We start from the raw sequence: 13,225 nt of genomic DNA, 5'->3' as shown, positions 1-13,225 counted from the left end.
GATCGTTCGTACTGATCGCCGCTAACTGCCAGGAAAAACAACCACTTCCTCCAACCCCACCGCCGGAAACGTTCCCCGTCCCTGGCAGCGGATGCGTATCCTACGATCTCCCGGCCAAGCGTGCAAGACCTGGACGAAGAAAAAGTTCAAGGCGCCCGGCTTGCCCGGTCTAAAAGGGAAAGGATCGAGCGGTAGGGAATGCCGCCATGCTGACTCAGACCGATTTCGCAGGTACGCGAGTTCGAATAACCGGCGCTGCAGCCTGCCACTTGATCGGCAAGTCCTTCCAGCGCGGAGGCATTGAGCTCCGGGGTATTGAAGCCCTTGTCGCCTGCAAAGCCGCAGCAATTAATATCGGCAGGCACCACAACGTCCTGTGCGCAGGCGCGAGCCAGCGCCACGAAGCGCTCCGAGAGTCCCATTCGTGTGCTGGAGCAGGTCACATGCACCGCAATGCGCTCCTTCAGTGGCGTGACCGAAAGACGCGGCAGCAGGTGGTCATGGGCGAAACTCACCGGCTCGGTCAGAGTCAGGCGCTCGTCCAGATACGCCTGCATCTGCAGGGTGCAGGGACTGGTGTCGCAAAGCACCGGATAGCGCCCGTTCTGGGTCGCGACCAGCAACTCGCGGTTGAGCTCTCGCGCCTTGTGGCTGGCCTCCTCGAACTGTCCCTTGGACTGAAAGGGCATGCCGCAGCAGAGATGGCCAATCATTTCCGGCACGATCACCTCGAAGCCCGCCTTCTTGAGCAGAGCCAGGGTGATCTCCATCACCGAACGTGATTCGGTATCGTCAAAGGAAGCCCCGAAGACCCGCGTGGCGCAGGAGGGGAAATACACCACCTTGTCCCGGCCGGGCTCGCCGGCAGCCTCACGCTTCAACACGCGAATCGGCGCCGACCTGGGCAGGGCCGGGCTCCACTGGGGCAGCCGGTCTCCGCTCAGGCGGCGAACGCCTCCCGTCGCCTTGGCCATGAGGTTTTTGCCCAGCGTCTGACGCGCCGCGCCCGCCATGTTCAAAGCACCGCGCCCGATACGCGTGGTGCCGGAGAAGTGTCGCCCCAGTAAACGCGCCGCTCCCGCCTGGCCCAGATTTCGCTCATGGCGCAGATTGCGCACCAGGTCGCCGGTATTGATGTTCACCGGGCACTGGGTGGCACACAGACCGGTTGCCGCACAGGTATCGATGCCCTGATAGGCATAGGCGTCCCAGAGCGCCTCCATGCGCATCCGGTCGTCGTCGCTGGCACGCTCGCCCAATGCCTCCAGCCGAGCCAGCTCGCGACGAATCACGATGCGCTGGCGGGGTGTCAGGGTGAGGTCCTTCGACGGGCAGATCGGCTCGCAGAAACCACACTCGATGCACTTGTCGACCGCCGGGTCGGCCGCCGACATGGGCTTGAGATTTTCCAGGTGCAGGGTCGGGTTGCGGCTGAGGATGACCTCGGGATTGAGCAGGTTTTCGGGGTCGAAGAGCGCCTTGATCTCCCACATCAAGGCATAGGCATCGGCGCCCCATTCAAGCTCCACATAGGGCGCCATATTGCGGCCTGTGCCATGCTCGGCCTTGAGCGAGCCGCCGTACTCGACGCCGACCAGCTGCGCCACTTCGTCCATCAGCCCCTGATAGCGCTCGACCTCGCCGGGCTTCTCGAAGCCCTGAGGAAAGACGAAATGCAGGTTGCCTTCCAGGGCGTGACCGAAAAGGATCGCCTCTCGATAGCCGTGCCGCTGAAAGACATCGGTCAGTGCCAGCACGCCCTCATCGAGACGCTCGATAGGAAAGGCCACGTCCTCGATGATCACGGTGGTGCCGGTCTCGCGTACCGCGCCCACCGCCGGGAAGAGCCCCTTGCGGATCTTCCAGTAGAGCGCGTAAGTGGCGGCGTCGCGGGTAAAGGTGACCGGCTCGAGGGTCTGGATGCCCTCGAGCATCTGTTGCACCGCCTGCATGCGCGCCGCCAGTTCGTCATCGTCGTTGCCGCGCACATCGATCAACAGTGCCGCCGCTTCCTCGGGCAATGCTTTCAAGACCTCGGGCATGCCCGGCTTGTCCTGCACCGAGCGCAGGGCGGCGCGGTCCATCAACTCCACCGCCGAGACCGGCGAACGTTTGAGAGCGGTCGTCGCCCGGCAAGTCGTGCCCATATCAGGAAAGAAGGCCAGCGCCGCGGCCTTTTGCGGCTCATCCACCACACTGTCGTAGGTAATGGCGCTAATGAAGCCAAGCGTGCCTTCCGACCCGATCATCAGGTGCTTGAGAATCTCAATGCCATCCTCGAAATCCACCAGGCTGTTGAGGGCATAGCCGGTAGTGTTCTTGAGCCGGTACTTATGGCGAATCTTTTCGGCCAGCTCTTCGTTGGCGCGAGTCTCGGCCGAGAGGCGCTCCAGTCCGGCTAGCAGCTCATGATGTGTGTGGCGAAATGCGGCGACGCTGTCGGCATCCGCCGTATCCAGCAGAGCGCCATCGGCCAGGATCACGCGGATGTCGCGCACCGTGCGATAGCTGTTCTGCGCCGTGCCGCAGCACATGCCGGAGGCATTGTTGGCGGCTATTCCCCCGATCATGCAGGTATTGATAGAGGCCGGATCCGGCCCGATCTTGCGCTGGAACGGCGCAAGCAGTGCGTTGGCCCGCGCTCCGATCACCCCGGGCTGCAGGCGGATGGCACGCCCGTTATCGAGGATTTCATGACCGCGCCAGCCCTGACCGAGCTGGATCAGCACCGAATCGGTGACCGCCTGGCCGGAAAGCGAAGTACCGGCGGCACGGAAGGTGACCGGTAACCGCCGCGCCCGACACTCGGCCAGCACGGTCTGCAATTCCTCCTCGCTGTGCGGACGCACCACAAGCCTGGGGATCAGGCGATAGAAGCTGGCATCGGTACCGAAGGCAAGCGTGCGCAGTGGATCGTCGATCAACCGCGCCTGGGGAATCGTCTCGGCCAATGCGGCCTTTAGATCACGCCAGGCCCCCGGATCGACTGCCGTGCTCATGCCGCCTCCTTGCTGTGGCGCACCAGCACTACCAACTCACGCGGCCCGTGCACCCCGTAAGCGAGCGTCTGCTCGATGTCGGCGGTCTTGCTGGGCCCGGAAATCAACAAGGCGTTGGTGGGCATGCCTGCCGCCCAGTCATGACGCTCTATTACATCGAAGAAGGTGTCCTCGAGCCCCTCGGCCTCCAGCACGGCGATATGGATCGGTGGCACCAGGCTGATCAGGCGCGGTTCGTCGGGTGTCGGCCATAGCCACAGGCTGCCGGTCTCGGCGATACCACCGCGGGTGGAGGTCAGGCCAGCATCGACATTCTCGAACTGCTCACGGCGCCACTGTTCGATGTCGCGGTCGACATCGACCAGCGCCACCTCGTGCTCGGCCAGCGCCGCGCGAGCCTCAGCGGCCACCGGATGTTCACGACCCAGCGCCAGGCGCTTGATGCCCTTGGCGGCCAACACCTCGATCAGGGCCGCGGTCCAGTCGCCTTCGCGACAATGGACCACTTCGCCGTGAACCGAGGTGATCAGCCGCTCGAAGCGCTCGAGACGCTCCTGCGCACTCCAGCCGCGATGGGTCACTACGGCGAAATCGCTCTCTGGCGCCGTCAATGGACCATCGGTGCGCTCACGCAGACGCTTGAGTATGGCATCGCGAGTGCTCATGAGCGCTCCTCCTCGGACGAGGCCTGGGGCGTTATGGACTTGCCCTTGGCCCGGTGACGCTTGACCAGCGAGTGCAGCGTCACCTTGGCCGGCTTCGGCGCAGTACGGTATTCGGTCCAGGGACCGAGACGCGAGGGCGTCAGCGCCCGCAACTTGCCGGCCACGGCGGTGCCCCCCCGCCAGGCGGACGGATGGGTCGCCAGCCACTGGAAACCTTTCCAGGCGGCCACTTCCCTTTTCGAGCGCTTGACCCCGGCACCGCGGACATTGCCACGCCCTTCGCCCACCGCCTCGCGGCGCAGCCGTACCAGCAGGTCGGGAATCGGGATCTTGACCGGACAGACCTCACCGCAGGCACCGCACAGGCTCGAGGCACTGGGCAGGTCCTTGGTGTCCTCCAGGCCAAGCAAGTGCGGCATCAGTATGCTGCCGATCGGTCCGGGATACGTCGTGCCGTAGGTATGGCCGCCGACGCGGGTGTAGACCGGACAATGATTCATGCAGGCGCCACAACGGATGCAGCGCAGGGTCTCGATCAACTCGTCATCCTGATAGATGCTGGAGCGACCGTTGTCGACCAGCACCAGATGCACCTCTTCCGGCCCATCATGTTCGGCGGGCTTGCGCGGCCCGGAAATCATGTTGAAGTAGGTAGTGACATGCTGGCCAGTGGCCGAGCGGGTCAAGAGGGCATAGAGCGGCGGCACATCGCGCAGCTGCTCCACGACCTTCTCGATACCCGTCACGGCAATGTGAACCGGCGGCACCGACGTGGTCATGCGCCCGTTGCCCTCGTTCTCGACCAGACACAAGGTGCCGGTTTCGGCGACCGCGAAGTTGACCCCGGATACCCCCACGTCCGCCGACATGAAACGCTCGCGCAGCTGCTGGCGGGCGGCGGCGGTCATGTAATCGACATCGCGGGTCCGCTCGGTCCCCGTCTTGTCGTGCATGATGTCGGAGATCTCATCGGTATTGAGATGGATCGCCGGCATGATGATATGCGATGGCGTCTGCTGATTGAGCTGCACCAGGTACTCGCCAAGATCCGACTCCAGGGCCTCGATGCCGGCGGACTGGAGGTGCTCGTTGAGGTGCATCTCCTCGGACACCATAGACTTGCCCTTGATCACCGATTTGGCACCACGCGCTTCGCACAGCTCGCGGATGATGCGGCAGGCCTCTTCGCCATCCTCGGCCCAGTGCACGCGGATGCCATTGGCCTCGCAGTTGGCTTCCAGCTGCTCGAGCAGGTCAGGAAGCTTGGCGAGGGCCCGCTGGCGAATATTGGCCCCCAGCTCACGCAGGGTTTCCAGGTCCCAATCGCTGAACACCTCGCGCCGCTTGCCCATCAGCCCATCCATGGCCTTGCGGAAATTGGCGCGAATCTGCGGATTTTCCAGCGCGTCGTGGGCCTGGCGATGAAAATCGCGCGGGTTATAGGTTTGGACGACATGGCGCTGTACGGGATGGGTCTGAATCGAATTATCCTGAGCCGTCATGACGTCCTCCGCCACAGGTAACTGGCGATATGCTCGCCCTTGACTGCCTTCTGCTGATGCTCGAAACGCCCGCCGATGTTCATCAGGCAACCGCAATCGGAGGTGACGAAACGCTCGGCACCGGCCCGCTCGATCGCCACCGTCTTGTCCTCGACCATGGCTGCTGATACTTCGGGATGGCGCACGGCAAAGGTTCCGCCGAAGCCGCAGCACTCGGCGGCACGCACCTGCTCCACCAGTTGCACCTGACCGAGGCTTGCCAGCAGGGTCGGGCCGGTCTCGGCCAGCCCCATCTCGCGACGGGCACTGCATGAGGTGTGCATGGCCACCTTTTCTGGTGGGCCTCGATCATCGAGCCTGAGATGACAGACATGCACAAGGAATTCTGTCAGCTCGTAGATACGCCCTGCCACCTCGTTCGCCAATGCCTCCTGCTCGGTGCCGGCAAAGAGTGGCGGATAATGGGTTCGCATCATGCCGCCACACGAACCTGATGGCACGATGATGGGCCAGGGTTCAGGAAAGAGTCCGAGTTGTGCCGCCGCCACCGCCCGAGCTTCGCTCTGGTAGCCAGAGGTATAGGCCGGTTGGCCGCAGCACGTCTGGTCATCCGGAAAAAGCACTTCGATGCCCTCCCGCTCCAGTAGCTGCATGGCATCCAGGCCCGCTTCGGGGTAGAACATATCGATCAGACACGTCCCGAAGAGGTAGACCTTATCGGGCTTAGGCGGATAGAGCTTGACTGGCGTCATGGACGAAATCCTCGAGAATCCTCTCGGCAAAGGCGCTTCATGGTTATTTTCATACGACATCTTATGAGTCGGACGCTCGGGTAAATTGGTAAAACCAATTTACCCGAGCGAAGAATGAACATTACGGAGCCAGCGCCTAGTGTGTCAAACACAGTGCCGCCTTTAGCGAGCCAAATGCCTCTATACTTTGGTATAAGTCTTGCCAATGTATGAATATAGCACTGATTAAAAAGAACTTTTTAAAGCGCCTTCGCGCCCTGTGCGCCCACCCTTGCCCGATGCACTCCTGTCACCGCGCAGCGGGTTCGCTACATTGGTAATACCAATTAAGGCGCGTTACCATCAGACTTTCTCAATACGCTCAGGAAGCTAGCTCATGGCCTATCAGCCCGTTCGCCAGCCTCGCCTCGCTGATGTCATCACCGAGCGCCTCGAGGCCCTTATCCTTGAGGGTAGCCTTAAACCCGGCCAGCGGCTTCCCCCGGAGCGCGAACTGGCCGAGCGCTTCGGCGTGTCGCGCCCCTCGCTACGGGAAGCCATCCAGAAGCTGTCCGCGCGGGGAGTGCTATCAAGCCGTCAGGGCGGCGGCACCTTCATTACCGAAGAGCTCAATACCCGCTACAGCGACCCGCTACTCGAAATGCTGTCGCGGCATGGCGAATTTCATCTCGACCTGCTGGAATTCCGCGATGCCATGGAAGGCATTTCCGCCTACTACGCGGCTCTGCGTTCCACCCCCACCGACAAGGCCATATTGCTCAAGCGCTTCGAGGAGCTAGAGGCCTGCTTCAAGGGTCGCAATCCGGCACTGGAAGCCAAGGCCGACGCCGCCTTTCACATGGCCATCGCCGAGGCCGCCCACAATGTGTTGCTGCTTCATACCATTCGCGGCATTTTTCACTTGCTTGAACGCAGCATTGTCGACAATCTCGCGCACCTGTTCGAGAAGCCCGAATCACGGCCGAAGCTGATGAAGCAGCACCGCGCCCTGCTCGACGCCATCCTCGAAGGGCGCGCCGAGGATGCCCGAAGCCGGGCCCACGAGCATCTGGTCTTCGTCGAGGAGAACCTGCTCGAACTCGAGCGCGCCGAAACCCGTGCCCAGCGCGCCCTGCGACGCGCCCAGGCGATGCCGGTAACAGGGGGAGACGCCTCCTCATGAGGGCCGGCACTCCACCGCCGCGCTTGTCTCGGCGCTGGCGACGCCTGCTGATCCTGCTGGCATCGCTAGGTCTGGTGCTGAGCATGTGGCAGGCCGCCCAGCTGGCGCGGGAACAGGCCTTGCAGAGCCTTCAGCAGGACGCTGAAAACGAGCTGCGCCTCTCGGCCGAGGGCCTGGTCGGCCACTTGTCCCGTCACGAATATCTGCCTCGACTGCTTGCCTCGCGGGAAGGCGTGAAGCGCTTCCTGTCCAACCCAGGCGACCTGGACCCCATGCCGCTCAACCTGTTGCTGGACCGCTTCCGCGCCATCGCCGGCGTTTCCGATATCTATCTGCTCGACCGCAACGCCGATACCCTGGCGGCCAGCAACTGGCATCGCCCCGACACCTTCATCGGTCAGAACTATGCGTTTCGTAGCTACTACCAGGATGCCATTGCCGGCCGCCATGGCCGCTTCTTCGGCCTGGGCGTGCAATCACGCGAACGGGGCTATTACTTTTCCGCGCCGGTCTGGCTCGATGATACCGCTCCCGATGCCACCCCCGATGGGGTCCTGGTGATCAAGATACTGCTCGATACCGTAGAGAATAACTGGGCCGACCAGGAGGCCGAGCTGCTGGTCACCGATCAAGACGCTGTGATCTTCATGGCCAGCCATCCGGAGCTGCGCATGCGTGCCTTGTACCCGCTCTCGGAGGGCACGCATGCCTCGCTTCGTGACACCCGTCGCTATGCCGATCAACCCTTGACGCCCTCGGGGATCCGGGTGCTCGAGCCGCGCGGCGACGCCAGCCGCCTCGTCGGCTTCGACCAGGGCCCGCTCGCGGCAGGCAGCTACCTGAGCCTGTCGCGCCCCCTGGACACGTTCGGCTGGGACATGCACATCCTCAAGCCGCTAACCCCGGTATTCCGCGCCCAATGGCTCTCCGCCCTGCTGGCCGGCGGCCTCTATGGCGTCGTGATGCTCGGCGGCGGCATCGGCTGGCAACGCCTGAGGCTGCGTCGCGAGCGCGAGCAGTTCGCCGAACGTGAGCGCCGCACCCTGGCCCAGGCCCGGGACGAGCTCGAACGCAACGTACAGCGGCGCACCCACGACCTGGTCGAAACCAACCGGCGCCTCTCCGATGAAATCGACGAACGCCGGCATGCCGAAGAGCGGCTTCGCCAGACACGCGACGAGCTGATCCAGGCCGCCAAGCTGGCGGTCCTCGGTCAGCTGGCGGCCGGCATCAATCACGAGCTCAACCAGCCCCTGGCGGCCATCCGCGCCTATGCCGAGAATGCCCGCACCTTCCTCGAACGCGAGCGTCCCGAGGCGGTCGCCGGCAACCTCGAGCAGATCGTCGAGCTCACCTCGCGCATGGCCGATATCAGCGCCCAGCTGCGCCAGTTCTCGCGCAAGAGCGGCGACCGGCCCAGCGCCGTCTCGGTGTCGGCCTGTTTCGACTATGCCCTGCGCCTGTTTCAGACCCGCTTGCGCGACGCCGCCGTTACCGTGAAGCGCCACTGGCCGGAGGAAGAGGTCTGGGTACATGCCGATCCGGTGCGCCTCGAACAGGTGCTGGTCAACCTGATCGGCAATGCCCTGCAAGCCATGGCGGACACCCCCGAGCCCTGTTTGTGCCTCTCGATCGAAAGGGATGCAGGCCAGGTCACCATCGGCGTGGCCGATAACGGGCCGGGCATCGCCAAGGCACACCTGGCAAAAGTCTTCGAGCCCTTCTTCACCACCAAGTCACGCGGCAGCGGCCTCGGCCTGGGGCTGTCCATCTCCTCGCGCATCATCGACGACCTGGGTGGCCGCCTGGTAGCGACCAATCGCGACGGCGGCGGTGCGCTGTTCAGCATCGTCCTGCCCCGAGACACCCAAACCACCACCCGCCCTACCGCCCGAGCCCTCGCCAGCCCCGAAGCTCCCGACACCCCTGAGGAGACGCCTGATCATGCATGAACCATCGGCCACCCCGGTGATGATCATCGACGACGAGCTTCACCTGCGCATCACCGCCGGCCAGACCCTGGAGCTGGCCGGCTATGCGCCCGAGCCCCATGCCAGCGCCGAAGCCGCGCTGGAACACCTTGCGCCCGACTTCCCCGGCGTGATCGTCAGCGATATTCGCATGCCCGGCATGGATGGCATGGCCCTGCTGCGGGAGATCCGGCTGCGCGACCCGGACCTGCCGGTGATCCTGATCACCGGCCACGGCGACATCTCCACCGCCGTGGAGGCGATGCGCGAAGGCGCCTGGGACTTCCTGGAAAAGCCCTTCGCCGGCGAGCGACTGGTGGAAGTGGTGCGACGCGGCGTCGAGAAACGCCGCCTGAGCCTCGAGAACCGCCGCCTCAAGGCCGAACTCGAGGCCCAGCAGAATGCCCCCGGGCCACGCATGGTCGGCCGTACCGAGGTTATCCAGCGCCTGGTTTCGATGGTTCAGCGCATCAGCCAAGTGGAAACCGATGTGCTGCTGTTCGGCGAGACCGGCACCGGCAAGGACCTCGTCGCTCGCTCCATCCACGAGCGCAGCAGCCGCAGCGGTCGCCCCTTCGTCGCCATCAATTGCGGGGCGGTGCCCGAGAGCACCATCGAGTCGGAACTGTTCGGTCACGAGAAAGGCGCCTTCACCGGCGCCGTCGAACGGCGTATCGGCAAGTTCGAACACGCTACCGGCGGCAGCGTGTTTCTCGACGAGATCGAGTCGATGCCGCTAGCGCTGCAGGTCAAGCTGCTGCGCGTGCTGCAGGAGCGCAGCGTCGAGCGCCTGGGCGCCAACGTGCCGGTACCGCTGGATATCCGCGTGATCGCCGCCACCAAGGTCGACCTCAAGGCCGCCGCCGAGGCCGGCAATTTCCGCGAGGATCTCTACTACCGGCTCAACGTGGTCACGCTGCCGATTCCTGCCCTGCGCGAGCGCCGCGAGGACGTGCCCCTGCTGTTCCAGCACTTCGCCGTGGTTGCCGCCAACCGCAGCGGCCTGGAATGCCCACCGCTGGACACCGCCGACATCACCGCGCTGCTCGCCCACGACTGGCCGGGCAACGTGCGCGAACTGCGCAACCTGGCGGAGCGCTACGTGCTGCTCGGCGCCACCTGCGACTACCGTCTCGATGCCCTGTTGGAAGGGGTGGGGAGCGAGACCGGCGACCTCGCCTTGCCCCAGCAGGTGGAACTGTTCGAGAAGAGTCTGATCAGCCAGGCGTTGGCCCGGCACCGCGGTCGCATCAACGAGGTATGCGGTCAGCTCGGCCTGCCGCGCAAGACCCTTTACGACAAGCTGAAGAAATACAACCTCAAGGCAGAGGATTACCGCCAGAGCGCCATGCCCTGAGCGGCCAGCTCGCTCAACTGGCTCCAGGCGGGCAACCAGGGCATCAGCCCTGCGGCCAGCAGCAACATCAGCAGAGAGTTGAGCGGCTTACGGTAGTCAAAGAGCTTGAACGCGGTGCCGAACGAGCGCTTGAGGCGCGCCCCGGTAAGATCAACGCTGAAGAGCTCATCGAGCAGCAGGTGAATACAGAACCCGACCATCACTGCCACCCCCTGCGACCAGGCCAGCCGAGGCTCCAGGGCCAGGTAACGGTAACTGACGGCGGTGGTGGCCAGCGCGCAGAGTACGCCCGCCAACAGGGAGTGCCATATCCCACGGTGCACCGAAAAGCGCTTGAACATTGGACTCACCACAAAGCGCACGCCGATATAGAGCCCACCGCACGCCATCAGCAGCATGCCCGGCTCCAGTCGGGTGTCCATCAGTAGCGCTCCCGTCACTACCGCCAGCAAGGCCAGCGTATTGAAGATAAGCCGCACGGCATGCGACTGGTCGGCATCGATATCGGGAAGGATGCCGCCGAAGGTGGTCAGGCCCGCCACCGTGAGCGCTTCGCCCGGTGTCCACAGGGCGCCCTGCCAGCCAACCACAGCCAGCAGGACACCGCCGCCCACGGCGGCACTGAGATGGGTACGAAAATCGGCCATGCCGGAACGGGCTCCTTGGATCCTGGATCAGTAAATACTGGATAAAAAACCAGATTATCGCCCGTTACAGCAATGAAAAACACTATGTCAGGAAATTACTTGGCCGCTTCGGCGAGGTATTCGTCCTTGAGCTTGACGTAGTTGCCGGCGGTGTAGGAAAAGAAGGCGCGCTCCTTGTCCTTGAGCGGACGCAGCGCCTTGGCCGGATTGCCCGCATAGACATGACCGCTTTCCAGATGCTTGCCCGGCGTCACAACCGCTCCCGCGGCGATGATGACCTCGTCGTCGACCACCGCCCCATCCATGACGATGGCGCCCATGCCCACCAGAATCCGGTTGCCCAGGGTGCAGCCGTGCAGAATCGCCTTGTGGCCGATGGTCACTTCGTCGCCGATGGTCAGCGGGAAGCCGTTCGGGTTGAAATCACTGGCGTGCGTGATGTGCAGCACGCAGCCATCCTGGACGCTGGTGCGCGCGCCAATGCGGATGCGATGCATGTCCCCACGAATCACCGCCATCGGCCACACCGAGCAATCCTCGCCCAGCACCACATCGCCCAGCACCATGCTGGCCGGGTCGACGAAGACCCGCTCGCCCAGTTGCGGCGTCGCTCCCTTCCAGGCGCGTAGCGCCCCGGTTTGCCCTGTGCTCGTCTCGTTCATCGTTCACCTCCGCGAGTGGATTGCGGGTCAGAATAGACCTGCGACCAATACTACCAGCGTCAGCGGAATCGACACCCAGCGCACCACCGTCCGCCACAGGCGGAACCCCTTAGGGCCGATGCCCAGCGCCTCCCGCGCAAGGGTTTCAGGCATGATCCAGGCCGCGAAGATCGCGATCATGAGCCCGCCCACCGGGAGGAAAATCTCCGTGGGAACCGTTGTCACCAACGCAAAGAACGTCATGTCGCCGACCCAGGTCACCTCAGCCAGTGACGAGAACGAAAAGACCGAGAGCAGGCCCAACAGCCACACCGCCACGCCGACGATGGCCGTGGCACGGCCGCGCTTCAGGCCTCTGGCCTGTAGGGTAGCGACCATCGGCTCGGCCAGGTTGATCGACGAGGTCCAGGTGGCCAGCAGCAGTAACAAGAAGAACAGGCTCAACCACAGCGCCCCCCAGGGCAGCTCGGCGAAAGCAATCGGCAGGGTCACGAACATAAGCCCCGGGCCTTCGGCCGGATCCAGGCCCTGCGCGAAGACGGCCGAGAAGATCGCGATCCCTGCCAGCAGCGCGACGGTCACGTCGAGCAGCGCGACGGCCCCGGCAGCCTTCGGCAGGCTTTGCTGGTCGGGCATGTAGGCGCCGTAGGCCATCAGCGCGCAGGCCCCGACCGCCAGGGTAAAGAAGGCATGCCCCATCGCCTGCATCACCACCATCGGCCTCAGCGCAGAAAGATCGGGCAGGAACAGCCAGGCCAGCGCCGGCCCGAAACCCTCGGTCGTGGCGGCATGCACAGCCAGCACCAAGAGCAGCAGGTAGAGCAACGGCATCAACAGGTTATTGAGCTTTTCCAACCCCTTGGCCACGCCAGCGGCGACCACCAGCAAGGTCATCAACAGGAACAGCGTATGGTTGAAGGTCATTCTGGCCGGGTCGGCGAGGAACGCCTCGAAGCCGGCACCGATCTCATCGGGGCTCGCGCCGACGAAGCCGCCATTGACCGCGGTGACCAGAAACTCGATGGACCAGCCCGACACCACCGAATAGAACGACAGGATACAGAACACCGTGAAGGCACCGAACACCCCTAGCCACCTCCAGTGCCGGCTCGCCCCGGCCTCGGCGGCCAGGTGACGCAACGCCTGCACGGGTCCCCTGCGTCCCGCGCGGCCAATCATGATCTCGGCGATCATCACCGGCAGCCCCAGCAGCAGCACGAAGGCCACATAGAGCAGCAGAAACAGCGCACCGCCGTTTTCACCGGTAATGTAGGGAAAGCGCCAGATATTACCCAGGCCCACCGCGGCACCGGTCACCGCCAATATGAAGGCGCGCCGGGAACTCCAGCGTTCCAGCGTCTCGTTCATGCTAGGCTCTCTCCCATCGTTCAGGCTCCCACCGATCAGGCCTGAAAAAAGCCGCAAGCCTAGCAGCCTGGCCCAACCGGGCCAAACGCTTAAACATCACCACTATATTGAAACCATGGCCGGATGCCCTTATCTAAGGCA

At 63.9% G+C, this 13,225-nt stretch carries 10 protein-coding genes; 3 read left to right on the top strand and 7 right to left on the bottom strand.

Annotated features, from left to right (window positions below):
* Window positions 1–146: 146 nt before the first annotated feature.
* Genes BM341_RS06700 through BM341_RS06685 form a run of 4 tightly spaced genes read right to left on the bottom strand, consistent with a single transcriptional unit; the run spans window position 147 to window position 5,918 of the window.
* Window positions 147–2,999: an FAD-binding and (Fe-S)-binding domain-containing protein gene (locus BM341_RS06700; protein ID WP_089794169.1), complete on the bottom strand. Its 2,853-nt coding sequence runs from the start codon at window positions 2,997–2,999 to the stop codon at window positions 147–149.
* Complete coding sequence (locus tag BM341_RS06695) at window positions 2,996–3,664, bottom strand: LutC/YkgG family protein (protein ID WP_089794167.1); 669 nt, start codon at window positions 3,662–3,664, stop codon at window positions 2,996–2,998. The genes BM341_RS06700 and BM341_RS06695 overlap by 4 nt, the downstream gene beginning before the upstream one ends.
* Complete coding sequence (locus tag BM341_RS06690) at window positions 3,661–5,166, bottom strand: LutB/LldF family L-lactate oxidation iron-sulfur protein (RefSeq protein ID WP_089794165.1); 1,506 nt, start codon at window positions 5,164–5,166, stop codon at window positions 3,661–3,663. The genes BM341_RS06695 and BM341_RS06690 overlap by 4 nt, the downstream gene beginning before the upstream one ends.
* Complete coding sequence (locus BM341_RS06685) at window positions 5,163–5,918, bottom strand: (Fe-S)-binding protein (RefSeq protein ID WP_089794163.1); 756 nt, start codon at window positions 5,916–5,918, stop codon at window positions 5,163–5,165. Before BM341_RS06685 ends, BM341_RS06690 begins: the two co-directional genes overlap by 4 nt.
* A 376-nt stretch (window positions 5,919–6,294) precedes the next feature.
* Between BM341_RS06685 and BM341_RS06680 the strand changes: the two genes are divergently transcribed.
* Genes BM341_RS06680 through BM341_RS06670 form a run of 3 tightly spaced genes read left to right on the top strand, consistent with a single transcriptional unit; the run spans window position 6,295 to window position 10,407 of the window.
* Complete coding sequence (locus BM341_RS06680) at window positions 6,295–7,080, top strand: GntR family transcriptional regulator (protein ID WP_089794161.1); 786 nt, start codon at window positions 6,295–6,297, stop codon at window positions 7,078–7,080.
* On the top strand, window positions 7,077–9,032 hold the full coding sequence (locus BM341_RS06675; protein WP_089794159.1) for a sensor histidine kinase: 1,956 nt from the start codon (window positions 7,077–7,079) through the stop codon (window positions 9,030–9,032). Before BM341_RS06680 ends, BM341_RS06675 begins: the two co-directional genes overlap by 4 nt.
* Complete coding sequence (locus BM341_RS06670) at window positions 9,025–10,407, top strand: sigma-54-dependent transcriptional regulator (RefSeq protein ID WP_089794157.1); 1,383 nt, start codon at window positions 9,025–9,027, stop codon at window positions 10,405–10,407. Before BM341_RS06675 ends, BM341_RS06670 begins: the two co-directional genes overlap by 8 nt.
* On the opposite strand, the gene BM341_RS06665 is transcribed toward BM341_RS06670, so the two are convergent.
* The 3 genes from BM341_RS06665 to BM341_RS06655 all read right to left on the bottom strand — a co-directional run bounded on the left by BM341_RS06665 (window position 10,383) and on the right by BM341_RS06655 (window position 13,084).
* Window positions 10,383–11,054 (bottom strand): metal-dependent hydrolase, encoded by a 672-nt coding sequence (locus BM341_RS06665; protein WP_089794155.1) that lies wholly within the window; start codon window positions 11,052–11,054, stop codon window positions 10,383–10,385. The genes BM341_RS06670 and BM341_RS06665 overlap by 25 nt on opposite strands.
* Before the next feature lie 95 nt (window positions 11,055–11,149).
* Window positions 11,150–11,716 carry a gamma carbonic anhydrase family protein gene (locus BM341_RS06660; RefSeq protein ID WP_089794154.1) on the bottom strand — a complete coding sequence of 189 codons (567 nt, stop codon included), beginning with the start codon at window positions 11,714–11,716 and terminating at the stop codon, window positions 11,150–11,152.
* 27 nt (window positions 11,717–11,743) lie between these two features.
* On the bottom strand, window positions 11,744–13,084 hold the full coding sequence (locus tag BM341_RS06655) for a sodium-dependent transporter (protein ID WP_089794152.1): 1,341 nt from the start codon (window positions 13,082–13,084) through the stop codon (window positions 11,744–11,746).
* Between the last annotated feature and the right edge of the window lie 141 nt (window positions 13,085–13,225).

This window comes from Halomonas korlensis (genome assembly GCF_900116705.1).
GTDB classification, from domain to species: domain Bacteria; phylum Pseudomonadota; class Gammaproteobacteria; order Pseudomonadales; family Halomonadaceae; genus Halomonas; species Halomonas korlensis.
Note: the sequence above shows the minus strand (reverse complement) of the source record. Positions and strands in the feature narration are given on the sequence as shown.

Bases quoted from the DNA above. Each gene is read 5' to 3' on its own strand.
- BM341_RS06700 (WP_089794169.1), bottom strand. From the start codon at position 2,999: ATGAGCACGGCAGTCGATCCGGGGGCCTGGCGTGATCTAAAGGCCGCA.
- BM341_RS06695 (WP_089794167.1), bottom strand. From the start codon at position 3,664: ATGAGCACTCGCGATGCCATACTCAAGCGTCTGCGTGAGCGCACCGAT.
- BM341_RS06690 (WP_089794165.1), bottom strand. From the start codon at position 5,166: ATGACGGCTCAGGATAATTCGATTCAGACCCATCCCGTACAGCGCCAT.
- BM341_RS06685 (WP_089794163.1), bottom strand. From the start codon at position 5,918: ATGACGCCAGTCAAGCTCTATCCGCCTAAGCCCGATAAGGTCTACCTC.
- BM341_RS06680 (WP_089794161.1), top strand. From the start codon at position 6,295: ATGGCCTATCAGCCCGTTCGCCAGCCTCGCCTCGCTGATGTCATCACC.
- BM341_RS06675 (WP_089794159.1), top strand. From the start codon at position 7,077: ATGAGGGCCGGCACTCCACCGCCGCGCTTGTCTCGGCGCTGGCGACGC.
- BM341_RS06670 (WP_089794157.1), top strand. From the start codon at position 9,025: ATGCATGAACCATCGGCCACCCCGGTGATGATCATCGACGACGAGCTT.
- BM341_RS06665 (WP_089794155.1), bottom strand. From the start codon at position 11,054: ATGGCCGATTTTCGTACCCATCTCAGTGCCGCCGTGGGCGGCGGTGTC.
- BM341_RS06660 (WP_089794154.1), bottom strand. From the start codon at position 11,716: ATGAACGAGACGAGCACAGGGCAAACCGGGGCGCTACGCGCCTGGAAG.
- BM341_RS06655 (WP_089794152.1), bottom strand. From the start codon at position 13,084: ATGAACGAGACGCTGGAACGCTGGAGTTCCCGGCGCGCCTTCATATTG.